This is a genomic window from Peribacillus sp. NPDC096447 (assembly GCF_044762725.1).
GTDB lineage: Bacteria > Bacillota > Bacilli > Bacillales > DSM-1321 > Peribacillus.
In genome coordinates this window covers 161,301-186,719 of sequence record NZ_JBIWEV010000006.1, presented here as the reverse complement: position 1 = coordinate 186,719, position 25,419 = coordinate 161,301, and the positions used below count along the sequence as shown (strand labels likewise).

The window sequence follows — 25,419 nt, the reverse complement described above, 5'->3', positions numbered from 1 at the left end:
AGGAATTCCAGTGAGAATTAGAGAAAGTGAACTTCCTGGTATTGGCCAAAAATTCGAAATCATAACGAGAAATGATGAAAAGTTAGTAATCGTCATTCATGATGACGGCCGTCGGGAATTATACCATTTTGATAATGAACATGAGGACGTCATATCGAGCATCACCCTTAACGATCAGGAATCACGGCAAATGGCTTCCATCATAGGCGGCATGGTTTATAAACCACAAGCACTTGAAACGATAGAAATGTCATTGGGTGACTTGGTGATTGAATGGTTCAAAGTCGAACCAGGTTCAAAGGCCATCAATCAAACGATCGGTTCGATTGATATCAGGAGCAATTATAACGTGACCGTCATCGCCCATTCTAAAAAAGGAAAAAAACAACTGAATAATCCAGGTCCTGACTCCATCATCGAAACAGGCGACACCCTTGTGATATCCGGTGAAAGAAAAGATATCCGAAACCTCACAAGAGAATTATTGACCGACGAAAGGAGTGACTAAGCTCATATGGACCATTTAGTCTTTGAAGTGGGAACTGCCCTACTTCTAGTGGCATTAGCCGCTCTCGTAGCAGGTAAATTCAAAATATCGAATGTTCCACTATTAATTATCATCGGGATGCTCGTTGGCCCCCATGCTCCGCACTTCGGATTAATTGACCTGCGTTTCATCGAAAGCGATGAAATCATAGCATTCCTCGGTCGGGTCGGTATTTTATTCCTTCTTTTTTACCTAGGGCTTGAATTTTCCGTCAAAAAGCTTATGAAATCCGGGAAAAATATCGTGACAGGCGGAACCTATTACATTTTAATCAACGTGGGAATGGCCTTGCTGTACGGTTTCCTGCTCGGCCTTCCATTGAAAGAGGTTCTGATATTAACCGGGATCATCAGTTTTTCTTCAAGTGCCATTGTGGCAAAGGTGCTTGTGGACCTTAAAAGGACCGGTAACAATGAAACGGAGCTAATCCTTGGCATCATCATGTTTGAAGATATCTTCCTCGCTGTTTATTTATCAGTCGTATCCGGATTGGTATTAAGCTCTTCTGGTTCCGTTTGGGGAACATTACTTTCTACATTTATCGCGATTGGGTATATGCTGATATTTTTCGTTATCGCCCGGAAAGCATCAGGGGTCCTTAACAAATTATTCAATATATCCTCCGATGAGATTTTTATCATCGTCGTGTTCGCCTTACTATTCTTCATTGCCGGTTTCTCGGAAACGATTCATGTTGCGGAAGCCATCGGTGCATTACTGCTCGGCCTAGTCTTTTCTGAAACGGAACATAGTGACAGGATCGAGAAACTTGTCATTCCCTTTCGAGACTTCTTCGGGGCCATATTTTTCTTCAGCTTTGGCTTGAGTATTGATCCGACGACCCTTGGCGGAGCTGTCTGGATGGTTCTTGGAGCCGTCATCATCACCATAATCGGTAACTTTGCAGCTGGTATGATCGCCGGACGCAAATCCGGTTTATCTCACAGAGCTTCCGCAAACATCGGTTTAACGATCGTTTCACGCGGCGAATTCTCCATCATTTTAGCCAACTTAGGCATTGCTGGCGGTTTAATGCCTATACTAACCCCGTTTGCTGCACTTTATGTTTTAACCTTAGCGATTCTTGGGCCGATCCTTACCAAAGAATCCAAACACATCTATAATATCCTAAATAAAGTATTCAAATGGACCCCTCCGAAAGTTCAAAAGGAACAGGGAAAAGAAGTGCAATAGAGAAAAACGGCCAGACAGCAATGTCTGGCCGTTTTTCTGTTTACCCTTATAAACTAGTTCCATAATTTACCTAATTTTATTATACTTGTTATATAGGGGGCCAAAAACCATGAATCTTTCTTTAAAAAGAGCCATTTGTTATTTAACATACCTAGTAGTAGTGTTGGGTGTATTATTCATAGGCTTGAAGTACCAACAGCACCTATTTACAGTTAGTCGCGAAACTTTCGAGATTAAAGGATACTTGCTGTACGAATCCTCACTCCCGATTTTCCTAGGCATGATACTCGCCATTCCCAGGCTTCTGCAAAACTTATCCAAAAAGGGGCATTTGAAAATGAATTGGCTAAGGTTGGTCATCCTTGGCTTGCCATTTCTATACCTCTCCATCATTCCGATTTTGTACTTTTCTGGAGCATTAATTGATTGGCCTCTCTCCAGATTTGTTTTTGGTTATTACGGAGCGAATGGATCAACAACATTAAATTCGATCACTGGAGTAGTCGCAGGCTATATCATTGTCACAAGCTTCTACAAGCACGCGAATTAGACATGAAAGGGACTTGTTTTTTTGGGAAACTCCTTTTAATTTCTTTTCTTTTGAGGGTTAACTTACATGAACAGAGGGAAAAGAAGCAATAACCTAAGTAACTATTCAGGAGTGATGCCCAGATGAATAAGTCGATAAACTTTTCAAAGAAACTGATTAAAGAAATAAAGGAAGATCGTGTGACCGGGCTGGCAGCAGAACAAGCTTATTACTATCTACTGGCACTATTCCCTTTGCTCATTTTACTGCTGTCCTTATTACCTTATCTGAACATCGATATTCAGACTGCCCTGGACACGATAAAAACCTTCATGCCTGCAGAAACGATGGAAGTCATCGAGAAAAATATCATTAACATATTATCTGAACGGAACGGCGGCTTACTGACTTTTGGTTTCCTTGGCACCATATGGTCCGCTTCCAATGGAATGAATGCGTTCATCCATTCCATGAATATCGCCTATGATGTTGAAGAAACAAGGAATTTCATTAAAGCCCGCTTCATTTCCATTGTATTGACATTATGCCTCGTTGTAGCATTCATCGTCATGTTGGGTCTCCCCGTCTTCGGAAAAGTGATACTCGATTTATTACAGCAAGTCATTCCGATCCCTGAAGAAACGCAAATATTATTCAGCTTATTAAGGTGGGTCATCGCGGTTGTCGTCATTTCACTTGTCCTTGCCTTTTTATATCGCTTTGCACCGAATAAAAGTTTTCCCATTAAACATGTCATCCCCGGGGCAGTGACCGCAACTGTACTTTGGCTGGCAATATCACTTGGATTTTCATTCTATGTCAGTAACTTTGCCAACTATTCATCCACTTATGGCAGTTTAGGAGGCGTCATCATCTTGATGCTATGGCTGTATTTGAGTGGTCTGATTTTTGTGATCGGCGGAGAAATCAATGCAATTCTTCATCGCCAAAACTCCATTCCAAAAAAACCGTCCCGCACGATCGTCCATCCTGTCCCGCTTAAAAGGTAAAAAAAGCGGCTGTCTCATTCGGACAGCCGCTTTCCTATTCATCCCTTATTGACAAACTCTTCATATCTTTCATCATGGGCAAGCCATGCCGCGTATTTCCGCTTCATGTATTTTTCCGCTTCCGCAAATGTATCGAATGTTTTTTTCTGTTGTTTTCCGTTGATTTCAACAATCCATTGCTCTTCTTCATCTTCATAGATGAATATGTCCTGTTTGTCTCTCGTTGAATATAGGCAGCCCTCTGGGGATTCCTTTACATTCAATTGATTCTTATGTGCGTCTCGTTTAAGAGGCTCGGCAAAGAAGGTCTTTTCGACATATTGGCTATATGCCTTTTCGGACATGGTACAACCTGCCGCTTTTTGGTGGCCGCCTCCATCGTACTTGCCAGCAACTTCAGAAACATCAATATCGTCATGAATTGTCCGGAAGCTGATTCTTTTACTTCCAACCATCAAGATCGCTATATAATCAAGATGCGAGAACTCTTTCGACAGTTCATTACCCAATTCTGAGTGATATGACTCTGCATGGACCACACCAGCTGTATGGGGACCGACCGTTGCCTGATAGACTTCTCTTTTTTTCCTGTTTATGTACCGATCTACCCGACTCTCTTCAACATTCAGAAGGGTTTGCTCCACTTCGTCAAAAGTAAAACTTTCAGCCGTCGACAGCTTATTCGCGATTTTCATTTCGAATTCCTCAATCGGAATCATGAAAAACAGGTCATTCAATCGTTTTGCCGTTGTATTTTTATTGACTTCCCATTCCCAAGTATCGTATTGTCGGACCAATTCAACGAATTCAGCGACAATGCTTGAAGGTTCCAGGTATTTATTTTCAACTGCATACTGATAGAATAATGATGTTGCTGCCGTCTGTTTACCATCTTCCTGTTCTACAGTTACAGATGCCCAATCATGTTCGTTCAAATGCAATGCTGACTTATGATGATCAATCAGCAGCGCTTTGCCTCCATCTTCCACAAACTGAGTAATCATTTTTTCGTTATCTTCATCAACCGATAGATCAGTAACAATTAATGTATCTTCAATCTTGGCCTGCTCAAGAAAAGCTCCTACATTCTGATTAAGGCGACCAATTGAATTATAACTAACCACTACTTCTTCTCCGAATGCCAGCTTAGCTACAATGCCGCAGCCAACTCCATCTAAATCATTATGTGTAAAGAGATGGTACACACAAACCCCTCCTAATAACTAATAAATTTACTTTTCCCTAAAGTCATGAATTTCAATTGCAATCTTTACAATTGTAGCATAATCATATCTGCATATTTTATCATGCTTCCATTACGTGATGCTTTTGTTCGTTTTTTTTTTGAAAATTCCCTAATGAATCTTTTTTTTCCATAATTTATACCAATATATAGTGAAAACACATTACTTTGAAATCGAGGTATTTCAATCCGACAATTAAAAAAGCCGCAGGAATGTTATTCCCTGCGGCTTTTTTATGCCAAATCACTGTTCAATCAATTTTCCAAGGTTGGCCATTTCAATTGCACTAACGGCCGCTTCATAGCCTTTGTTACCTGATTTTGTTCCTGCACGTTCAATCGCTTGTTCAATATTTTCAGTTGTCAGCAAACCGAAGATAACCGGTACACCTGTTTCCAAGGAAACGGAAGCCATGCCTTTAGCTGCTTCATTACAAACATAATCATAATGTGAAGTGGCACCCCTGATTACCGTTCCAAGGCCGATTACTGCATCATATTTACCTGTATTCACAAGTTTTTTTGCAATTAACGGTAGTTCAAAAGCACCAGGGACCCAAGCGATGTCAACATCATTCTCATCAACGCCATGACGCTTAAGGCCATCCAATGCCCCTCCTAAAAGCTTGCTTGTGATAAACTCATTAAATCTTCCTACCACGATGCCGACTTTCAATCCTGATCCGATTAATTGTGCTTCAATAGTTTTCCCCATGTCCAATTCCTCCTAATTTTAAAAAACAATATAATTTTTTTGTTCTGTTAAGATGTAATTCCTTAAATCCTCAAGCTTTCGGGATGTTCAGTTCAAGCTCCTGTTTCCCGATAGTATCATTTTGTTGAAGATACCGAATCAAATCGGCTATCGTAATGAATTTCAAGTTGAATTTATCAGCGATGACTTCTAAATCGGATACCCGGGCCATCGTTCCATCTTCATTCATGATTTCACAAATGACACCAGCTGGAGCGGCACCGCATAACTTCGCCAAGTCCACCGATGCCTCTGTATGTCCTGCCCTCCTTAATACGCCGCCTTCTTTAGCGACTATCGGAAAAGTGTGACCAGGCCTTTGAAAATCTTCAGCGACCGAATCTTCATTAAGAAGCTCAAGGATGGTCAAGGACCTTTCAAAAGCACTGATTCCTGTAGAGGTGCTTTTATGATCGACACTTACTGTAAAAGCAGTGCCATGATGATCGGTATTTTCTCCTACCATAGGATGCAGTTTCAATTTCGCTGCCAGTTCTTCAGTGATGGTTGTACAAATCAAACCACGTCCATGAGTCGCCATGAAATTAATCGCTTCCGGTGTCGCCTTTTCGGCCAGCACTACAAAATCCCCTTCATTTTCACGGTCTTCATCATCGGATACGATTACTACCTTGCCAGCCTTCAAATCTTCTATCGCTTCTTCTATTGTATGGAACATCATTACACCGCCCTTTTATTAGAATCCATGCTCTGCCAAAAACTCTAAATTCAGTCCTGGTTTTGGATTGCCATTTTTCATTTGATGTATTATATATTTCCCTATCATGTCGTTTTCGATGTTAACGATATCGCCAGCCGCTTTTTGTCCCAATATGGTGTCCTGATGAGTCAATGGAATCAATGATACAGTCAATAGGTTCCTTTCGATTCCAAATATCGTCAAGCTCGTTCCATCAATGGCTACGGATCCTTTTGGAATGCAAAAGGCACTGAGCCCCTCTTCCAATTGGATTACATAATAAACGGCATTTTCTTTCCGTTCTTTTTTTATGATCGTTCCGGTTCCGTCGATATGACCTGAAACAAAATGGCCGCCAAACCTTCCCTGTGCACTCATGGCTCGTTCGAGATTCACAGGTGATCCCAATTTCAATGTCCGGATCGAGGAAGCTTTGACCGTTTCCGGCATCACGTCGACCGTAAACAAACTTTTCGTGAAGGACGTTACCGTTAAGCAGACTCCGTTTACTGAAATACTATCCCCCAGATGAACATCTTCAAGGATTTTTTCAGAACGAATCGATAACTCCATACTGCTTTTTCCTTTTTTCATGGAATGTACGGTACCGATATCCTCAATGATCCCCGTAAACATGTTTTTCCCCCTTTTATAAAATATAAAAAACCCCTTAGGATAACCTAAGGAGTTAGCAGGAGAAATGAGTGAAAAAAATTGTATACCTAAAAAGCCTAATATTTTCATTTTTGAAAAATTAGGCGTACGTATACACTTGGGTTCCACACGTCCTTCTCCCATCCAGACTTTACTGTCGGCTTTGGAATCTCACCAAATCCTGCCTTTAACAGGCTCGCGGGCTTAGAATTTCTTCATCACCGCCGGTTGGGATTTTCACCCGACCCCGAAGGACTAAAATAATATCAATCTTTGAATATTTTATCACCATAAAGTGAAGATGTAAAATTTCTAACCTTAAATGGTTCAATTGTTACAGAAACTTCCTCTCTTTATGGAAAAACGACCTCAAAAGTCCCCGATGTGCTCTAAAGAGGTTAATCAGGCTAAATATGTGGAATAAGGTTAGAGGATCACAATTCATATAAGGAGGAAGCCTTATGCTTATTTCCATCATCAACTTGATTTTCTATCTGTTCGTCGTCACGATGAATTTTTTAGCTAATTTCCTGCCATTGAACGGCCAGACATCAGGAGAGATTTCCGATAAACTTGATGTCCTTTTCACTCCTGCCGGATATGTATTTTCCATATGGGGCTTTATCTATTTCCTGCTCGCCATCTGGGTATTCAGGCAGTTTTTAAGCAAACATCAAAACAGCCCTGCTTATAAGGCATCCTTCCCTTGGTTCGCTTTAAGCTGTGTCTTGAATGGCGCTTGGCTTTTGGCTTGGCACTATGAACACTTTTTGTTATCCGTATTCATTATCATTGCTCTTTTGGCTAGTTTAATGGTCATTTATACAAGCATAAAAAAAGTGGAGCACACTCCTTTCGACCTATTTCCGTTTTCCGTTTATACAAGCTGGGTAAGTGTTGCAACGATTGCTGACATTTCTTATTACCTCACGTATATCAAATGGGACGGTTTTGGGGTTTCAAGTTTAGCCTGGACGATCGTCCTGCTGATTGCAGCAACAATCCTGGCTTTTGTCTTTGCAGGTAAAAACCGGGATTGGTGCTATCCTCTCGTATTCGTTTGGGCGTTCATAGGCATCGGGATACGAAATAGCTCCGCCTATCCGGTAATTACGGACATTTCTTATATCCTGGCTGTCATCACTTTTATCGTATCCATCACCATCTTCATTAAAAATAGAAGGAAAATGGCAGCCTAAAATGCTTGCTGAAGATCTTGCCAGACATCCTGCCAAGCTTCTAGGCCAACTGAGAGACGGACCAGCTGGTCACTGATGCCCATTTGTTTCCGTGAATCTTCAGGAACGGCAGAGTGCGTCATGGTAGCGGGATGCTGGATCAATGTTTCCGCATCCCCAAGACTTACGGCAATTTTTATTAGTTTCAATTTATTGAGGAATTCCTGTGCATCCTGTTTTGTGCCATGCAATTCGAAAGAGATAAGGCCGCCGCCATGTTTCATCTGTTTTTGCATTATATAATGACCCGGTGAAGCTTCATCACCTGGATAATATACCTTTTTCACCTTTGGATGTTTCTTGAGTTCATGAAAGATTTCCATTGCGTTGGCCGAATGACGGTCCATCCTGACAGGCAAGGTCTTTAACCCCCGCAATAGTAACCAGGCATCGAATGGTGAAATGATTCCACCGATATCCTTCTGTGTAGTCCCTGCTACCTGATTCATGAATTCCTTCTTACCTACAACAAGTCCTGCAACGACATCCCCATGCCCGCAAAGATATTTCGTAGCGCTATGAAGGACGATATCACAGCCATACTCAAGCGGTCTCTGTAGGTATGGCGTCGAAAACGTATTATCCACTACGACCGTCACATTATATTCCTTCGCAACTTTCACCACCATCTGTAAGTCAATCATTTTCATCGTCGGATTGATCGGGGTTTCTACATAGATGCAGGTCGTTTCCGGCCGGATCATTTTCCTTACCTGTTCTTCTGTATCCATTTCACAAAAATCATGAGTGATGCGGTATTTATTTTTCATTAGCTGCAGAAGGCCAAATGTACAACCATATAACCCCTGTGAGCACAGGATGTGGTCATCTGTCTTTGTTAGCGCAAAAAGCACAGCTGAAACGGCAGCCATGCCTGAACCGAAAGCAAGGCCAGCTTCCCCGCCTTCCAAAGCGGCAATCTTTTCTTCAAGCACCTGTACCGTTGGATTTCCAAGTCGTGAATATATATATCCATCTTCCATACCGGCGAAACGCCTCTCCCCTTGCTCGGCATTTTCGAAAGTGAATGTTGAAGTTTGGAATAAGGGTGTTGCCAAGCTTCCTAAATGCTTCTTCGAGTCATATCCTTCATGGATGACTGCCGTTTCAAACTGTTTATACTTTCCTGTCATACCGTCTCCTCCTAACCTATGTCTCTATTGCTATCATATGTCAAAAACCCATATAAAGGAAGCGTTTTCATTCATGATTATCACCCATAAATGAACCCCTAATAGTAAATATAATATGATTTCTCGAGGGCAATAGATGAATAAGTTCATTTGGATTCTACAAATTGAGCAACTCTTATAATTTTAATCCTACGGGCATTCGTAAAAAAGGGACAGCCGCCATGGCCGTCCCTTTTTCCGAATCATTCATCGACTACGATGTTTCCACCATAGAAGGTTACTCTCGTTAATGGTAGCTCCAGTTCACGAGCCATTTTTTTCAACTCTCGCTCTTCTCTTTCCGTTACGATTGAAATGACAGTGCCATCTGCACCAGCACGCCCAGTTCTCCCTGATCTATGGATATATTGTTCGATGTTGTCAGCCATATCAATATGAACGACCGCAGTAAGGCCTTTAATATCCAGCCCCCTTGCCGCTACATCCGTTGCTATCAGCATCGGGGATTTTCCGGAACGAAGCTTGCGCAGCGCTTTCTCCCTGTCGACTTTATTGGATTCGCCATGAAGCACGCCCATTTCAATACCTTTATAGCTCAGCTTTTCATGTAAGACGCTCAGCTCTGCTATATCATTCAGGAAGGCAAGGGCCTTCACATCTTTAAGTCTTGTGATTTTCTCCAGAATCTTTGACTTTTCCCGTCTCTCAACAACAAAGTAAAGATGGTCCACCTTTGATTCCATTTTTTCATGCTTATCAACCTTGATCATTTCGGGTTCATTCATGAATCCCCTGGCCGCTTTTTCCGTTTCCTCCGGCAGGGTCGCTGAAAACACCATGATTTGCCGGTCTTTTAGCGTTGTTTTGATAATATTATTGATCGTTCCCATATGCTCCGGAGTGATCAATTGGTCACCTTCATCAAGTACTATCGTCTTAACTTCATGCATCTTCAATTTCTTTTGGGCAATCAATTCGAATATCCGTCCCGGTGTTCCAGCAATCACCTGTGGACGCTTCTTCAGTTTGTCCAACTGCCTTTTCACATTAGCACCGCCGATGAATGCTGCACCCGTAATGCCGCTTCCCTCTGACCAAATGCGAATTTCTTCATTGATTTGCATGACCAGTTCTCGTGATGATGCCAAAATCAAAGCTTGGGGCGATTTTTTTTCAGGATCTATCTTTTCCAGCAAAGGCAGTAAATATGCTAATGTTTTTCCTGTACCTGTCGGTGATTCGGCCATGATATCTTTTCCCTCGACAATCACGGGAATCGCTTTCGTTTGAATCGGGGTGAGTTGTCCGAATCCGGACTTTTTCCAGACCTCTTGTATATATGGTTTTCTATCGTTTATTAATGCAGGTAATTCGCTCATATCGTTCTCCTTTAATATAAAACTTTTCCTATCTTTCATAGTACCATTTATTCTTGTCCAGTAGCCAACGGAATGCGAATTGTAACCGTCGTCCCTTTGTTTATCTCACTTTCAAAATCCATTTCCCCATGAAGGCGATGAACGATCTTCCGGCAAATTGCAAGCCCGATCCCTGTGCCCTTTTCCTTCGTGGAGTAAAAAGGCTCACCAATCCGTTCAAGGCGCTCGGGCCCCATTCCCATGCCATTATCACTCACGCTGACTACAGCTTGTCCATCGATGATTTGCAGCGAAATTTCAATTTCCCCATTATCCTTTATCGCTTCAATGCTGTTCTTTATGATATTGATTACCAACTGTTTAAGTTCAATTGAATCAGCCATAATATAAATCGGTTCGGCAGTTTTAACCCTGAACCCCATTTCGATATTATTCAAATTCGTTTCTGCTTTCATCAACGTGAATACCTGCTGTAAGCTGTCGGCAAGATCGATCTTAAGAAATGCGACATCCTGTTTCTTCCCGAGAACCAAGAGTTCGCTTGAGATAATATTGATTCGGTCAATTTCCTTCAGCATGATATCGGAATGCAGCGGGTTTACTTCCTGGGTCATATCCATTAACTGCACGAATCCTTTTAACGATGTCAGTGGATTCCTTATCTCATGAGCGACGGCGGCAGCCAGATGTCCGATAACAGATAGCTTTTCAGACATGATCATCAATTCCTCTTCGCGCCGCAATTCAGTAATATCCCTAACGATTGCATATACCCCTAGCATTTCAGCGTGAACGATGATCGGTAAAAAAGTCACACGGATTATCCGTTTTTCATCACTGCTATTCTGGATGGTCGTTTCGAATTTAACAGCCTCTCCTTGAAGGGACTGTAAAAAGAATTCAGATACTTTATCACTTTCATTCCAGTTGAGGAGATGATTCGCATTCTTGCCTTTCAAATTGTCACTATTATGACCCAACAGTTTCTCAGCTTCCGGGTTTAGCGAAACAACATTTCCTTCGAGATTCAGCTCAAGGACACAATCCGGGTTATGCTTGAACAGCGACCGATACTGTTCATCCTTCAGAATGAATTCCTGTTGGGACCTCAACATTTTCCCCGTCCAATATCTGATTATGAAGTATAGGAAAAGCCCGGTAATGAAAATGAACATCCATCCTTTGGAATGTTGAAACATTGCATATATCTGAACATCTGCCCTTGCCTGTGTCATAGAGATGTAATCCGTAACGACAATCCATAAGACACCAATGGTTATATATATAAAAGCCACTTTACATGCAATTTTATGAGATTGGTTCATATTTTTTCCTTTGTATTGTTTTAGGTTTATTATTCCCAAATCACTCAAAAAAAGCCCTCATGTTTTCAACATAAGGACTCTATCGATATTGTACCATATATATTGCAATCATTGTTTTATATCGCTAAAAAATCCAGAGCATTTTAACTGGACCTTCAATGATCAAGAGAGGTTTTTAATGGCTTGATTGAATTCTTCTTCTATATCTTTTGTAGGCTTGGCCGATAATAAGCTGAAAACGACCACTGCTATTGAACCAGCGATGAAACCAGGAATGATTTCGTATACTTCAGCGAACTTATCGATCATATCCCAGACGATCACGGTTGCCGTACCGACAATCATTCCCGCCAGGGCACCCCATTTCGTCATCCGTTTCCAGTAGAGGCTTAACAGAATGACCGGCCCGAATGCCGCTCCGAAACCAGCCCATGCATAACCCACCAATTTTAGGATCGTACCGCTTGGGTTAAACGCCAATATTAGGGCAATGGCAGATATCGCCAATACACCAAACCGACCTACCAGAACTAATTCCTTATCAGATGCCTTCGGCCGAATGAACTGCTTATAGAAATCATCGGTCAGGGCACTTGCCGATACTAACAGCTGAGATGCAATCGTACTCATGACCGCTGCTAAAATCGCAGCCAACAAAAAGCCTGTAATTAGGGAAGGAAACAGTTCTTTAGCTAAAATGATGAAGACGGACTCAGCATTTTTTTCCCCTAAAGGACTGCTTGTCAGGTTAAAATAAGCAATCCCCACCAACCCGGTGAACATCGCTCCGACGATGGCAAAAATCATCCAGCCCATACCGATTCGCCGTGCACTTTTCAATTCTTTAACAGATGAAACCGCCATGAATCGAACGATTATATGAGGCTGCCCGAAATAACCAAGCCCCCATGCCAGAAGAGATATGATGCCAATGGTCGATGTTCCTTCAAAAACATGCATTAAATTCGGGTTGATCGAATTTATTTCATTGAAGGTGGGATCCCAGCCACCAATATTTACAATCGTGACAACCGGGACTAGAATTAAGGCAATGAACATAATCGTACCTTGTACGAAGTCCGTCCAGCTAACAGCCAGGAATCCGCCGAATAATGTATAAAGAATAACGACGCTCGCCGTCAGCCAAATGCCCCACCGGTAATCCAAATTGAAAGCCGTGCGGAAAAGCTCACCGCCTGCTACCATTCCTGAAGATGTGTAAAAGGTGAAGAAAATTAAAATGACCGATGCCGATACCACTTTTAAGACCCGGGAGCCATCCTTGAACCGATTTCCCAAAAAGTCGGGAATCGTAATCGAATTGCCGGCCACTTCCGTATATGTCCTAAGTCTTGGTGCCACGAATAGCCAGTTTAAATAAGACCCTGCACACAGGCCGACGACAATCCAGCCAGCACTCAACCCGCTTATGTACATTGCACCCGGAAGACCCATCAACAGCCAGCCGCTCATATCGGAAGCACCTGCACTCAATGCAGTTACAGCCGGGCCCAAGTTCCGTCCGCCAAGCATGTAATCGGTTAAGTTTGCCGTTTTCCGATAGGCCAAATAACCAATTAACAGCATGCCTGCCATGTATATTCCAATTGATATTATAATTCCGTAATCCAAAAATGAATCCCCCTAGGTTAATTTTTCATCTTGTAAGCTTATCAGAAAAAAAAACATATGTTAAGAAGTTCTTGCACCTTTCATCGATTTCACTTTCAATATAATTAAGAAAATTCATTTTATTAGATTAAATTATTAGGAGGAATACCCCATGCAATCCTATATCAATCAGCCAGATGGAGTCTTTCCCTCTGTTTGCTCTCTTGACTGTCCTGATCAATGTGGTTTACTGCTGCACAAAAAAGACGGGAAAATCATTAAAGTTCAAGGAGACCCTGATCATCCAGTCACAAAAGGGAATATTTGCAACAAAGTCCGCAACATGACTGCCCGTCTATATGACCCCAATCGCTTAAAACAGCCATTAAAGCGCATCGGTCCGAAAGGAGAAGGGAAATTCGCTCCAATCAGCTGGGAAGAAGCCATTGACACAATCACTTCCAAATGGAAAGACCTGATCGATATGCACGGTCCGGAAAGCATACTTCCCTACAGCTTTTACGGAAACATGGGCAATCTTAGCGCTGAGGGGATGGATCGCCGTTTTTTCCACAAGCTAGGTGCAAGCATGCTTGAACGTTCCATTTGTAACGCGGCCGGCTCAGTCGGATACAGCTATACAATGGGTGGTTCATTCGGCACCGACCCAGAAGAAACGATTCATACAAAGCTTTTCATCATGTGGGGCATTAACGCTGTGAGCACAAATATGCACCAAGTAACGCTTGCCCAGCAAGCCCGAAAAAACGGGGCCAAAGTAGTTGTCATTGACGTACATAAAAACCAAACCGGCAAGTGGGCGGATTGGTTCATTCCGATTCTGCCTGGTACAGATAGTGCGCTCGCCCTCGGATTAATGCATATCCTATATGCCGAGAATCTAGTCGACCAGCCCTTTCTCGATGAATACACAGTGGGTGCTGCTGAATTGCGCGAACACGTCCGCCAATATGACCCTGCGACGGTCTCCGCAATCACTGGCGTTCCAATTGATGACTTATATGAATTAGCCAGGATGTATGGCACGACCAGTCCATCTTTCGTACGGATAGGCAATGGCCTGCAGCACCATGACAATGGCGGGATGGCAGTACGCACCATTGCCTGCCTGCCTGCACTTACCGGCCAATGGATGGCGGAAGGCGGCGGAGCCATCAAAGGGAATTCAGGATATCTCGCGTTTAATACAAATGCCTTAAGACGTCCGGATTTATTGCAAAATAAAGCTACCCGGACCATTAATATGAACCAAATCGGGCAAGCTCTTCTGGAAAAAGAAAACCCGATTCGCTCCATGTTTGTATACGGCTCCAACCCAGCACTTGTCGCTCCGAATGCAAATAAGGTACAGGAAGGTCTAATGCGGGAAGATCTATTCACAGTGGTCCATGATCTATTCTTAACCGATACGGCCATGTTTGCCGACCTCGTCCTTCCTGCCACGTCATCTTATGAAACGGAGGATTTTTATAATTCATACTGGCATAATTACGTCCAAATACAAAAACCTGTAGTCGAAAAATATGGCGAATCGAAATCGAATGTTGAATTGTTCAAACTGTTGGCTGTTGGAATGGGATTTGAGGAACAAGCATTTAGAGATTCAGAGGAAGATATGATACGGCAGGCGCTGGATTTTCCCGACAACCCGCATTTGGAAGGCATCACCTATGACTCCCTTTCAAGGAATCAATTTGTCAAAGCCAAAATGCGGCCGATGTTCCCAGGCAAACTCCCGACACCAAGCGGTAAAATCGAACTTTATTCCGAACGGATGAAGCGGGATGGATACGAGCCTTTGCCAACATATACGCCAATCATTAAAGACAGCGACCTGCCATTTTTATTCATTCCGGCACCTAATCACAATTTCTTGAATTCAACCTTTTCAAATAATGCCAAACATATCTCCATGGAAAAGGAACCGAAACTGCACATGAATGCCGCTGATGCCAAAACAATGGGGATAGCCCCCGGAGATATCGTAAAAATCTGGAACGGTCGCGGTGAATGTTTGCTTACCGCTGCTCCCGGTGAAAATGTGTTACCAGGCGTTCTTGTCAGCCAAGGCTTGTGGCAGAATACGCCCGAAACAAAGCAACACATCAATTCCCTTACCCCAGATCGCCTCGCAGATATGGGTAATGGCGCCGTTTTCTTCTCAGGACGGGTGGATCTTGAAAAAGTCCAACAAGAGTAGGTCAACGTTGAGCAATCTTTGAATATAGCTGCGATTCCGGAATTATATTTGCGATTCCGGAGTTTTATCTGCGATTATCGAATTATATCTCCGATTCTGGCATTTTATCTGCGATTCTCGGATTATATCTCCGGTTCCGGCATTTTATCTGCGATTTTCCGGATTATATCTCGATTCCACAAAAAAGGCTGTTCCCTAAGGAACAGCCTTTTCGTCAAGCTATTTACTCTTCATCAAACCAGCCTGTTGGCTGGATATCCAAGTTGTTATTGATTTGCTTCACTTCCGTATAAGCTTCGTAACCGAAAGTTCCCAGTTCGCGTCCATTTCCGCTTTGCTTGAACCCTCCCCAAGGAGCTTCGTTATAAGTTGGATGATATGAGTTAATCCATGTGATGCCGGCACGCACTTTTTTAATGACACGGTATGCTTTTGCGATATCATTCGTGAACACCGCTCCCGCTAAACCATATTTCGTATCATTGGCAAGTCGAAGAGCTTCCGCTTCATCCTTGAATTTTTGAACGACAAGCACCGGACCAAAAATTTCTTCCTGCACAATCCGCATGTCCGGTGTCGTATCAACAAAAATAGTAGGTTCGACAAAGTAACCTTTATCCATGCCTTCTTCTTTAATTCGATTTCCACCGACGATTAATTTGGCGCCTTCTTCTTTTCCGATTTGGATATACGATAATATTTTGTTCATATGGGCTTCTGAAACGATAGGTCCCATCTGGCTGTTTTCATCAGAACCTGAACCTACTTTGATCTTTTTCGCCTTCGCAGTAAGACTTGCAATGAACTGATCGTAAATGGACTCTTCCAACAACAAACGGGAGCCTGCTGAGCACACTTGTCCTTGATTACAGAAAATCCCGTATAGAGCATAATCAACTGCAGTCTCAAAGTCAGAGTCCGCAAATACGATATTAGGCGATTTCCCGCCGAGCTCCAATGTCACTTTCTTTAGGTTACCCAGTGAAGCCTCCATGATCTTACGTCCTGTTGCCGTTCCTCCCGTAAAGGCTACTTTATCGATTTCCTCATGTTCGGCAATGGCTTGTCCGACAACTGGCCCCGCTCCTAAGACAAGGTTTGCGACACCCTTTGGCAATCCGACTTCATCCATGATTTCAAATAGTTTGACCGCTGTCACCGGAGTGATCTCAGATGGTTTGAATACAACGGAATTTCCTGCTGCAAGCGCCGGAGCCAGTTTCCAGGCTGACATCATTAGCGGGAAATTCCATGGAACGATCTGCCCGCATACACCGATTGGTTCCCTTACGACCATCGCTTGCTGGCCGTCAGGAACTTCAAAAGTCTGACCTGTCGGTTTTGTAGCCAATCCTGCATAATATCTAAAACAGGCTGCTGAATCAGCGATATCATAACGAGCCTCACGCAATGGTTTCCCATTATCCAATGTTTCCAACGCAGCTAGTTCTTCAGCTTTTTCTTCTATTTTGTCGGCTATTTTGAATAAAATGCGAGCTCTTTCCACTGCAGGAGTTCCCCACCAACCACCTTCATAGAAAGCATATTTTGCTGCCTCGACCGCTGCATCCACATCTTCCTGTGTTCCTTCCGCAGCTTTGGCAATAACTTCCCCTGTAGCCGGATTCAATACATCCCTCTTCTCACCTGAAGTCGAATTCACCCATTCCCCATTGATGAACATCTTTAAGTCCAGTGCTCCCGTTCCTTCTTTCTTCTTGTTATTTTGCAAAGTTTCCTGCATGTAATTTCCTCCTCGATTTTAAGTTATCTACCTATATATTAGATATGAGCAAGATTCATGCCAGTTTGAAATATTAGGTAACTCACGGTTTTTTGCCCTTTCCTGTCTCATTTAAATTCAGTCGTGAATTACTTATTCATTTTTGCATAACTCATGGGCCAAACTCTTTCAAGATTCATAGAAAAAAGAGATGAGCAGCTGCTCACCTCTTTTCTGATTAATTCCGGTTAATAATGACCAATTTCATTTCCGTCATTTCTTCAATGGCATATTTCAGCCCTTCGCGGCCAGTTCCGCTTTTTTTGACTCCGCCATATGGCATGTTGTCGACACGGTAAGTTGGGATATCATTAATGATAACACCGCCGACTTCCAATTTTTCTGCGGCAGAAAGAGCCAGATTGATATTTTCTGTGTAAATCCCGGCCTGCAATCCGAATTCGGAATCATTGACCAAGTCAATCGCTTCCTCAACGGAAGAAATCTTATTGATCAAAACAATTGGAGCGAAGACTTCCTGACAAGATACCTTAAGCATTGCATCCACTTCCAGCAACACAGTTGGATGCAGGATATTTCCTTCAGATTTGCCTCCTGCTGCAACAATCGCACCGTGTTGTTTAGCTTCAGCGATCCAATCCAGGCTTCGCTGTACATCACCAGCACTGATCAATGCCGAAATATCCACCGACGGGTCCAAAGAATCTCCAAGTTTCAAGCCATTCGTTGCTTCTGTGAATTTTTTGACAAACTCATCATATACCTCTTCATGAACATATGCACGCTGTAAGGAAATACAGACCTGCCCTTGAAAAGCGAATGCTGCCGATACACAGCGTTGGATGATTTTATCGATATCAATCCCTTTATCAACAATGACAGCCGCATTCGAACCTAGTTCAAGACTCACTTTCTTTAACCCGGCCTTATTACGGATCCCGATTCCGACAGCCGGACTTCCGGTAAATGAAATGCTCTTCACCCGTGAATCGGTGACTAATTTATCACCGATTACCGAGCCGCTTCCGGTAACTAAATTAAACGCACCTGCCGGCAAATCCGTTTCGGCTAAGAGTTCAGCAAGAAATAGCGAAGATAGCGGTGTTTGGCTCGCAGGTTTCAGGACAAGTGTATTTCCGGCAGCAATCGCCGGGCCTACTTTATGGGCAACCAGGTTCATCGGAAAATTAAAAGGCGTAATCGCACCCACGACACCTAGAGGCTCACGGACTGTGTATCCTATTCTTCCTTCTCCGTCAGCTGTAGCATCCATCGTCAATGTTTCTCCATGAATCCGTTTTGCTTCCTCTGCTGCAAATTTATATGTGGCAATCGTCCGGGATACTTCAACCATTGCCGTTTTAATCGGTTTCGCTGCCTCTTTAGCAATTATTTCAGCTGCCTCATCTTTGCGGCTTTCCAAAAGGCCCGCAAGCTTTTCAAGTATGGCAGCACGTTTATGACTAGGTAAAGCTGCCATTGTTTTTCTAGCTTGATAGGCTGATTCTATTGCCAACTCGACATCTTCAAGGCTTGCCGAAGGAATCTCCGCTAGAACTTCCCCGCTATAAGGAGACTTTAGTGTCGTGAACTTTTCAGCTTCTTGCCATTTACCATTAATGAATAATTTCTTTTTCAGCGTTTCCGTCATGACCATAACTTTCACCTCTTATAAAATTTCTTTTTCGACAGCAGTAAATGTCTCATCAAGGATTTCAATTATTCTTTCGACTTCCGATTTAGTAATGATTAAAGGCGGTGCGAATACGAGTGTATCTTGATCAAACGTAACAGACCGGCAAATCAAACCATTCTTCGCCGCTTCAGCAACCAACCTTGGAGCAAGCTGTGTCTCAAAGCCTTCGCCTGTTCGTTTGTCCTTTACGATGGAGATGCCTCCAATTAATCCAAGTGCCCTGACATCACCAATAATCGGATGTTTGCTTTGAAGCTTCTTAAAGCCGGCAAGCAACTCTTCACCACGCTGTTTCGAGTTTTCTATCAGGTTTTCACGTTCAATTATTTCAATATTTTTCAAAGCAACCGCACAAGCCATAGGATGGCCACTGTATGTGTAGCCGTGTAAAAGCGTGCCTTTTGAAAGGGCAATGAAATCCTGATGCATTTTATCATTCAGGACGACCCCGCCTAACTGTGCATATCCGCTTGTCACACCTTTTGCAAAGCACATCATATCAGGTACAACACCAAAGTGTTCAATCCCAAAATAAGTCCCTGTTCTTCCGAAACCTGTAATGACTTCATCCGTCACCATTAAAATGCCGTATTCATTACATATCTCCCTTACTTCTTTAAAATAGCCTTCAGGAGGAAGGTTCACGCCGCCGGCCCCTTGAATCGGTTCAGCGATAAATGCCGCAATCGTTTCCGGTCCTTCCTGTTCTATGACCTTACGCAACTCCTCAATGGAGGAACCGTCCACATGGTAAAAATCCGGTGCGATTGAATTCGTAAAGTCTCGGAACGGCTTTAGGCCAGTCGCACTTGTGGCTCCCATTGCCACTCCATGATAAGATTTCGAGCGGGAAATGATTTTTTGACGATTAGGCTGCCCTTTCAAAAGCCAGTAATGTCGAGCAAGCTTGATGGCCGTATCATTCGACTCCGATCCACCTGAAGTGAAGAAAACTGCATTCAAATCCCCAGGCGCGATGGAAGCGATTTTGGCCGCTAAACGGATTGCCGGCTCATTGCTGAAAGTGGCGAAACTTGAGGTGAAAGCTAACTTCGCCATTTGTTCCTTCGCGACATCAGCCATCTCTTCTTGTCCATGTCCAATATTCACATTCCAAAGTGAAGCCATGCCATCAATGACAGTCCTGCCCGTTACATCCGTAAGATATATTCCCTTTCCTTCCTTAAAGATGAAACTTGGACCATCTGCCTGCTGTTGTTCAATTGCCGTAGTCGGATGGATAAAATGCTTTTTATCCAAATCGATTAATTCCTGAATACCCGTCGTCTCTTTAATCATGTAAAAAACACCCTTCTCATGTATGGATTTTTTTCAAGCTAGTTTATTTTTATATTTATATATATAGATATAGCAAGATGCATGCCAAATTATATGAGCCTTATATGAAAGGTATTCAAGTTAAAATGATTCATAGATGAATCATTAAGAGTGTATGTTGATTCATATACAAATCATTTGATTCGAATTTGAATTACTCAACACCCATTCATTAATTAAATATTAATTTACACAAATTTTTGAATCCCCCTCTTTATTTTCTAATTGATGTTATAAAACCTGACACACAATGTTGAATTTTCGGAAGATTTGTATTATTATCACGTTAATATTTTTTCATTCCTTTTGAGCCGATATGTTAATCTAAACGAAAGAAGTTGATATATATGCAGGTAGGATTTGAACTGTACCAAAAACAAACATTGAAATTGTCATTAACCCCTGAATTACAGCAATCGATCAATATCCTTCAATACTCCACCCATGAACTGATAGATTTCCTGAACCGACAGGCTAACGAAAATCCCGTTCTCGAAATTAGCTTTAAAGAACCCCTCGCAACACTTTCTGAATCCAGCATTCATACACATAAAATAAATTCTCAGATACGGTCCTCTAAAAGTAAAAGTTTCAACGGAGACAATGATTACAACCCTATCAACAATTATTCAATCAACACAGAAACACTGGAAAGCCATTTACTGGAACAATTGAGTTTACTAAGTTCGTTGAAAGCATTTGAAAAGAAAATTCTCCGATTCTTGATTGGGAACTTAAATGAATATGGATTTCTTGAATTGGATGCCAATTGGGCTGCCTCGCATTTTTCCGTGTCCGTGGAAGAAATCGAAAATATGATTCAAGTATTGCAGTCCCTTGACCCCATTGGAGTTGGGGCTAAAGATCTGACCGACTGTTTACTCATTCAGCTGCGTGAGCATGAGGATTACAATGAATTGGCGTATAAGATCGTTAAAAAGCATTTAACGGATTTAGCAGAAAAACGCTACAGGAAAATTGCCGGCCTTTACCAAGTGACCGTTCAGGAAGTACAAGAGGCCTCGGATTTCATCCGTACGTTAAACCCGCGTCCAGTCAGTCACTTTTCCGATGATATGACTCATTACATCGTTCCGGACGTTTACGTGGAAAAAGATAAAGAAGGTTTTCTGATAACGGTCAACGATAGCTTCACACCTAAACTTTCCATCAATCCTTACTACAAGGACCACGTTACTATGAATTCTGTTAATCCAGCTAAAGATTATATAAAGGGGCACATAAATGATGCCCAATTACTTTTAAAAGGGCTCGAACAAAGGCAAATGACACTTTACAAAGTGACAGCGTCAATCGTGGACGAGCAGCGAGAGTTTTTCATGAAGGGAATTACGGGATTAAAACCTATGACACTGAAAGACATTTCGGAAAAACTTCTCCTTCATGAATCAACAATCAGCAGGGCGACGAGCAATAAATATATCCAGACGCCGCATGGCCTCTTTAAACTAAGGAACTTCTTTACTAGAGGGTTACACCGCGTGAACAGCCCAGCAACCGAATCAACGACCACCATCAAAGAAAAAATAAAGGTATTGATTGCCGATGAAGATAAGATAAGGCCTTTTTCAGATCAGAAACTTTGTCAAATATTCGAAAATGAGGGAACCAAGATCTCCCGCCGCACTATTGCAAAATACCGTGAAGATCTCGGTATACCTGGATCTTCAAAACGGCGCAGATTTTAAAATCAAACCAAATTTTTAAAAAGACTCTTTCAAAAGATGTATCTTTCGTAAGAGTCTTTTATATTTTCCTCACAACTAAAAACCCCTGAAGCAGGGGCTTAATATACAGTTTTGGAATCTTAAATATATCGTTTTATTTATTACCCCATTTATCCTCGAAAATAAGTTCATCCATCGGCCTTCTTTTTTCCCAATTAGCAAGTTCAAGAATGGGTTTATCCGGATATTGATCCGTATAGCCAATCGACAGGAGTGCAACGGGTTCTATATGCGGCGGAATCTCCAAAATATCGCGAATATCATTTTTCTTATAAAAGCTTACCCAACCCATTGCCAATCCTTCCGCACAGGCAGCCAGCCACATATTTTGAATTGCGCAGGCCGTGGATAGAATATCGGTTTCCGGAATGGAGTTCCTCCCTAAAACATGGGAGCCGCCCCGTGTCGGGTCGCATGTAACACAAATAGTGTACGGTGCTTCCTTTAATCCTTCCACTTTCAAACTAAGAAACTTATTTTCTTTACCACCTTCATAATGAATAGCGAGTGCCCTTCTTTCTTTATCCGCTGCCCATGCCAAACTGTTTTTGGTTTCCTGAGATGAAATCACGATGAAACTCCAAGGTTGCATGAATCCTACAGACGGCGCATGATGTGCAGCATCCAAAATTCTGCGGAGTATATCCTTAGAAATGGGCTTTGGCAAAAAACTCCTGATATCCCTTCGGTTATAAATGGCTTTATATACGGCAGCTTGTTCTTCATTAGTAAACATAGTTTCCCCCCTGTTTCCGGCTCCCCAGAAATTTATCTAAACATACAATCTATTTTATAGGTAAACCCTTACAATTAAAATATCCTCTGACTCAGCTCGTTCCGTCCACAACAAGATTCGCTCTTTCTTGAGGCCTTTGCGCACCCACATAGAGATCTTCATGAACCATCCAATTATCCTCCCACATTTGACGCGCATCTTCACCATCCCGCTCAAGGCCACGTTTCAAACGCTGATCACGGGGACATTCCACCCAAATCGTGAAATCATGGTACCCTGCCAATTCTTTACGGATAGAATAAGTTCCTTCTATAATGACAAGGCCCCCAGCAGGAACTTCATGCCATTCGGCCATAGTGTCCGTTTCCCAATCATACCTTTGATATTTTGCTTCTTTCCCCTCTTTAAGCGGTTTTAGGATTTGGTTACAAACACGTTCCCAATCATAATCCGCTCCAATCGGCTTTTGGGATGGAGGCAGTTGAACCCTATCCGATGATGGCAAATAAAAGTCATCCATATGTACGACCGCACTGCCTGGACATTCTGCTTGGATACGGGCAGCGAGTGTACTTTTTCCAGACCCGCCCCGGCCATCTATGGCCAATATATAGAGAGATCTTTCTTTGGAAATTTCGTGAATTTCAGCTATAAGACTGCAAATCGTATTCGGTCCATTAAGTGTTGGAAAGTTCATAAGCATTCCCCCTATACTACTTATTTCTATTCATCCTCCCTTAAATTCCTTCCTTGAGGGGATAAAAGAAAAACTAATATGAAGGTACTGTTATTTAATAAAATCCAATTTTCGATATGGACCTTGTTTCAAATAAATAAGAGATTAGGTCCTCCACTAAAGAAAAACGTTTAAGATTCTTCGAACAGAAGTAAGCTGGACAGGGTATACTCCTCTTGGATTACACGCGTCTCACTAACAGTCGTTTGGGAAACTATATAAAAATGATTTGTCTGATGCCGACCGTTTTCTGCAGATCCTGAACTTCAACTTAGCTTTCCATGGATACTAATGGCCGCTTCCCAATAGGTTTTCCTGTTCTGCGAGCATTACGGCTATCTTATCCTGGATTGCCGTAATGCCTTTTTCTTCTACAAAATTATTCAAGATGATCGAAAATACAACTTTTTCCCCTCTTTTGGTCGTCACATAACCCGATAAGGAGCTCGTTCCTGAAATCGTCCCTGTTTTAGCACGAACATTCCCGGCTGCATATGTCCCTTTCATCCTCTTTCTTAGCGTACCGCCCACCATCCGATTTTCGTTGCCTGCAATCGGTAAGGCATTCAAGTAAGCAGGAAACCACGTTTTTTCCTGTACGGCATACAGCAGCTTCGTTATTTCATTCGCTGGAATCATATTGACTTGGGAAATTCCAGATCCATCACGCATCATGATCGTATGCATATCGAGACCCATACTCTTCAGCTGATTTCGAGCAACCTTCAAACCGTCCTTCCAACTTCCCTCCCCTTCTGCCTCTTTGCCCATTTCCTTTACCAAAACTTCGGCATGGCTGTTATTGCTCAATTTCATGAAAGGAATAAGCAGTTGTGAAAGCGGCATGGACTGATGAGTGGCAATCATATCCGCTCCTACTGGCGTTTTCCCTTTTTTCCTTTTTCCCAACACTTTAATTCCATGTTTATTCATTGAGTTTTCAAATAGGCTCAGGGCATATTCTGTGGGATCTTTCACCGAGATCCACTCTTTGGTCACCCCGGCATGCTCCGGAATGGTTCCGGTCACCGTAATGACTTGTGTGCCATGAGACCGTTCGACTTCAATTTTGTTATTAGCGTCTTCCGATTCAGTTTTCGTTTTGTTGATGACCTTCACATAATCCGTTTCCGGCTTCAGCTTCACCGTTGCCCTTTTACCAGCCTTTTTCCCAGGTGATATCTCCACGATGATGGTACCGGTATCGTAGTCTTCATTCGGGGAAGCCGTTAAAGCTGAAACGGCCGCCCCGTAATATTCCTGTTCATCGCTCCAAACTAAATCTTTGGAATAGCGAACATCGTCATACCAAGAATCATCGCCTATAAGATCCCCATGCACCACCTTAACTTGTTTGTGCTTCAGTGAAGCTGCAAGCTCATCAAAATCCTTTTCCAATAATGTGGGATCCCCTTTTCCCCTCAGGTACACATTGCCCTGCAGAACATGGCCAACTTGCACTCCTTTTATGTATAGTTCAGTTTGAAAAGCATGATCTTCCCCTAAAGTTTCCAGGGCAGCTGCTGCAGTCAATAGCTTAAGGTTCGAAGCAGGACGCAATCTCGTTTGCGACCCCCGTTCATATATCATTTCCCCCGTTTCAGCTGAACGGATGGAAATTCCCGTTAACGCCCCAGCCAATCCCGGCGAGTCATCCAATATTTGTTGAATTTCCTGCCCTATGTTTCCATCATCATTCGCAGCTTGCATCGATCCTCCATTAAAAAAACAAATCAAAAACAGGAAGAATATAAAACTCAACTTCCTTTTGTATGTCAAACCTATCACTCCTTCTCTAAAAGCTCACCACTTCTATCTTGTCCAATTTACAGTCATATAAAAAAAAAGTTCCACTAGAAGTCCTTATATATACATACTCAGGA

Annotated in this window: 20 protein-coding genes, 1 pseudogene and 1 riboswitch; of the genes and pseudogenes, 7 read left to right on the top strand and 14 right to left on the bottom strand. The window is 42.5% G+C overall.

The window, feature by feature from the left end:
- Positions 1-10 precede the first annotated feature (10 nt).
- The 4 genes from ACIQZD_RS20575 to ACIQZD_RS20560 all read left to right on the top strand — a co-directional run bounded on the left by ACIQZD_RS20575 (position 11) and on the right by ACIQZD_RS20560 (position 3,280).
- On the top strand, positions 11-508 hold the full coding sequence (locus ACIQZD_RS20575; RefSeq protein ID WP_137017835.1) for a cation:proton antiporter regulatory subunit: 498 nt from the start codon (positions 11-13) through the stop codon (positions 506-508).
- A 6-nt stretch (positions 509-514) separates the two neighbouring features.
- Entirely contained in the window at positions 515-1,741 is a 1,227-nt protein-coding gene (locus ACIQZD_RS20570) for a cation:proton antiporter (protein ID WP_101224893.1), read from the top strand.
- Positions 1,742-1,850: 109 nt separating this feature from the next.
- On the top strand, positions 1,851-2,291 hold the full coding sequence (locus ACIQZD_RS20565; RefSeq protein ID WP_402905940.1) for a hypothetical protein: 441 nt from the start codon (positions 1,851-1,853) through the stop codon (positions 2,289-2,291).
- Positions 2,292-2,413: 122 nt separating this feature from the next.
- Positions 2,414-3,280 (top strand): YihY/virulence factor BrkB family protein, encoded by an 867-nt coding sequence (locus ACIQZD_RS20560; RefSeq protein WP_402905938.1) that lies wholly within the window; start codon positions 2,414-2,416, stop codon positions 3,278-3,280.
- Positions 3,281-3,318: 38 nt separating this feature from the next.
- On the opposite strand, the gene ACIQZD_RS20555 is transcribed toward ACIQZD_RS20560, so the two are convergent.
- From ACIQZD_RS20555 to ribE, 4 genes and pseudogenes are all read right to left on the bottom strand, one after another.
- Positions 3,319-4,485 carry a DHH family phosphoesterase gene (locus ACIQZD_RS20555; RefSeq protein WP_402905936.1) on the bottom strand — a complete coding sequence of 389 codons (1,167 nt, stop codon included), beginning with the start codon at positions 4,483-4,485 and terminating at the stop codon, positions 3,319-3,321.
- A 282-nt stretch (positions 4,486-4,767) separates the two neighbouring features.
- The gene (gene ribH, locus ACIQZD_RS20550) at positions 4,768-5,238 is read right to left on the bottom strand and encodes a 6,7-dimethyl-8-ribityllumazine synthase (protein WP_048685088.1); all 471 of its coding nucleotides are present in this window, start codon (positions 5,236-5,238) and stop codon (positions 4,768-4,770) included.
- A gap of 79 nt (positions 5,239-5,317) precedes the next feature.
- Positions 5,318-5,956: pseudogene (gene ribB / locus ACIQZD_RS20545) on the bottom strand (3,4-dihydroxy-2-butanone-4-phosphate synthase); the annotation flags it as partial.
- Between the two features lie 18 nt (positions 5,957-5,974).
- Complete coding sequence (ribE, locus tag ACIQZD_RS20540) at positions 5,975-6,613, bottom strand: riboflavin synthase (protein ID WP_137017840.1); 639 nt, start codon at positions 6,611-6,613, stop codon at positions 5,975-5,977.
- 146 nt (positions 6,614-6,759) lie between these two features.
- A riboswitch (FMN riboswitch) is annotated at positions 6,760-6,890 on the bottom strand.
- 202 nt (positions 6,891-7,092) lie between these two features.
- On the opposite strand from ribE, the gene ACIQZD_RS20535 reads away from it, so the two are divergent.
- Positions 7,093-7,830 carry a TspO/MBR family protein gene (locus ACIQZD_RS20535; RefSeq protein WP_402905934.1) on the top strand — a complete coding sequence of 246 codons (738 nt, stop codon included), beginning with the start codon at positions 7,093-7,095 and terminating at the stop codon, positions 7,828-7,830.
- Here ACIQZD_RS20535 and megL read toward each other — a convergent pair.
- The 4 genes from megL to putP all read right to left on the bottom strand — a co-directional run bounded on the left by megL (position 7,827) and on the right by putP (position 13,338).
- Positions 7,827-9,002 carry a methionine gamma-lyase gene (gene megL, locus ACIQZD_RS20530; RefSeq protein WP_402905932.1) on the bottom strand — a complete coding sequence of 392 codons (1,176 nt, stop codon included), beginning with the start codon at positions 9,000-9,002 and terminating at the stop codon, positions 7,827-7,829. The genes ACIQZD_RS20535 and megL overlap by 4 nt on opposite strands.
- A gap of 242 nt (positions 9,003-9,244) precedes the next feature.
- Positions 9,245-10,381 (bottom strand): DEAD/DEAH box helicase, encoded by a 1,137-nt coding sequence (locus tag ACIQZD_RS20525; protein WP_402905930.1) that lies wholly within the window; start codon positions 10,379-10,381, stop codon positions 9,245-9,247.
- 47 nt (positions 10,382-10,428) lie between these two features.
- The gene (locus tag ACIQZD_RS20520) at positions 10,429-11,754 is read right to left on the bottom strand and encodes an ATP-binding protein (protein WP_402905928.1); all 1,326 of its coding nucleotides are present in this window, start codon (positions 11,752-11,754) and stop codon (positions 10,429-10,431) included.
- Between the two features lie 114 nt (positions 11,755-11,868).
- The gene (gene putP / locus ACIQZD_RS20515; protein ID WP_402905926.1) at positions 11,869-13,338 is read right to left on the bottom strand and encodes a sodium/proline symporter PutP; all 1,470 of its coding nucleotides are present in this window, start codon (positions 13,336-13,338) and stop codon (positions 11,869-11,871) included.
- A gap of 151 nt (positions 13,339-13,489) precedes the next feature.
- Between putP and ACIQZD_RS20510 the strand changes: the two genes are divergently transcribed.
- Complete coding sequence (locus tag ACIQZD_RS20510; RefSeq protein ID WP_402905924.1) at positions 13,490-15,538, top strand: molybdopterin oxidoreductase family protein; 2,049 nt, start codon at positions 13,490-13,492, stop codon at positions 15,536-15,538.
- Positions 15,539-15,761: 223 nt separating this feature from the next.
- On the opposite strand, the gene ACIQZD_RS20505 is transcribed toward ACIQZD_RS20510, so the two are convergent.
- The 3 genes from ACIQZD_RS20505 to ACIQZD_RS20495 all read right to left on the bottom strand — a co-directional run bounded on the left by ACIQZD_RS20505 (position 15,762) and on the right by ACIQZD_RS20495 (position 20,277).
- The gene (locus ACIQZD_RS20505) at positions 15,762-17,282 is read right to left on the bottom strand and encodes an aldehyde dehydrogenase family protein (protein WP_230177866.1); all 1,521 of its coding nucleotides are present in this window, start codon (positions 17,280-17,282) and stop codon (positions 15,762-15,764) included.
- Positions 17,283-17,499: 217 nt separating this feature from the next.
- A complete protein-coding gene (locus ACIQZD_RS20500) occupies positions 17,500-18,933 on the bottom strand; it encodes an aldehyde dehydrogenase family protein (RefSeq protein ID WP_402906252.1) in 1,434 nt (477 codons plus the stop codon).
- An 18-nt stretch (positions 18,934-18,951) separates the two neighbouring features.
- Entirely contained in the window at positions 18,952-20,277 is a 1,326-nt protein-coding gene (locus ACIQZD_RS20495) for an aminotransferase family protein (protein ID WP_402905922.1), read from the bottom strand.
- A 386-nt stretch (positions 20,278-20,663) separates the two neighbouring features.
- On the opposite strand from ACIQZD_RS20495, the gene rpoN reads away from it, so the two are divergent.
- Positions 20,664-22,025, top strand: coding sequence for an RNA polymerase factor sigma-54 (gene rpoN, locus ACIQZD_RS20490; protein ID WP_402905920.1), 1,362 nt, complete (start codon positions 20,664-20,666; stop codon positions 22,023-22,025).
- A 133-nt stretch (positions 22,026-22,158) separates the two neighbouring features.
- Here the strand turns inward: rpoN and bluB are convergent, their stop codons facing one another.
- From bluB to dacB, 3 genes are all read right to left on the bottom strand, one after another.
- Entirely contained in the window at positions 22,159-22,800 is a 642-nt protein-coding gene (gene bluB / locus ACIQZD_RS20485) for a 5,6-dimethylbenzimidazole synthase (RefSeq protein ID WP_063235341.1), read from the bottom strand.
- Positions 22,801-22,891: 91 nt separating this feature from the next.
- Positions 22,892-23,497, bottom strand: a complete 606-nt coding sequence (locus tag ACIQZD_RS20480; RefSeq protein ID WP_402905918.1) for a uridine kinase family protein — start codon at positions 23,495-23,497, stop codon at positions 22,892-22,894.
- Positions 23,498-23,824: 327 nt separating this feature from the next.
- Complete coding sequence (gene dacB, locus ACIQZD_RS20475) at positions 23,825-25,246, bottom strand: D-alanyl-D-alanine carboxypeptidase/D-alanyl-D-alanine endopeptidase (RefSeq protein ID WP_402905916.1); 1,422 nt, start codon at positions 25,244-25,246, stop codon at positions 23,825-23,827.
- Positions 25,247-25,419 lie beyond the last annotated feature (173 nt).

Coding starts and splice junctions, on each gene's coding strand:
- ACIQZD_RS20570 (WP_101224893.1), top strand. CDS start 515: ATGGACCATTTAGTCTTTGAAGTGGGAACTGCCCTACTTCTAGTGGCA.
- ACIQZD_RS20565 (WP_402905940.1), top strand. CDS start 1,851: ATGAATCTTTCTTTAAAAAGAGCCATTTGTTATTTAACATACCTAGTA.
- ACIQZD_RS20560 (WP_402905938.1), top strand. CDS start 2,414: ATGAATAAGTCGATAAACTTTTCAAAGAAACTGATTAAAGAAATAAAG.
- ribH (WP_048685088.1), bottom strand. CDS start 5,238: ATGGGGAAAACTATTGAAGCACAATTAATCGGATCAGGATTGAAAGTC.
- ribE (WP_137017840.1), bottom strand. CDS start 6,613: ATGTTTACGGGGATCATTGAGGATATCGGTACCGTACATTCCATGAAA.
- ACIQZD_RS20535 (WP_402905934.1), top strand. CDS start 7,093: ATGCTTATTTCCATCATCAACTTGATTTTCTATCTGTTCGTCGTCACG.
- megL (WP_402905932.1), bottom strand. CDS start 9,002: ATGACAGGAAAGTATAAACAGTTTGAAACGGCAGTCATCCATGAAGGA.
- ACIQZD_RS20525 (WP_402905930.1), bottom strand. CDS start 10,381: ATGAGCGAATTACCTGCATTAATAAACGATAGAAAACCATATATACAA.
- ACIQZD_RS20510 (WP_402905924.1), top strand. CDS start 13,490: ATGCAATCCTATATCAATCAGCCAGATGGAGTCTTTCCCTCTGTTTGC.
- ACIQZD_RS20505 (WP_230177866.1), bottom strand. CDS start 17,282: ATGCAGGAAACTTTGCAAAATAACAAGAAGAAAGAAGGAACGGGAGCA.
- ACIQZD_RS20500 (WP_402906252.1), bottom strand. CDS start 18,933: ATGACGGAAACGCTGAAAAAGAAATTATTCATTAATGGTAAATGGCAA.
- ACIQZD_RS20495 (WP_402905922.1), bottom strand. CDS start 20,277: ATGATTAAAGAGACGACGGGTATTCAGGAATTAATCGATTTGGATAAA.
- rpoN (WP_402905920.1), top strand. CDS start 20,664: ATGCAGGTAGGATTTGAACTGTACCAAAAACAAACATTGAAATTGTCA.
- bluB (WP_063235341.1), bottom strand. CDS start 22,800: ATGTTTACTAATGAAGAACAAGCTGCCGTATATAAAGCCATTTATAAC.
- ACIQZD_RS20480 (WP_402905918.1), bottom strand. CDS start 23,497: ATGAACTTTCCAACACTTAATGGACCGAATACGATTTGCAGTCTTATA.
- dacB (WP_402905916.1), bottom strand. CDS start 25,246: ATGCAAGCTGCGAATGATGATGGAAACATAGGGCAGGAAATTCAACAA.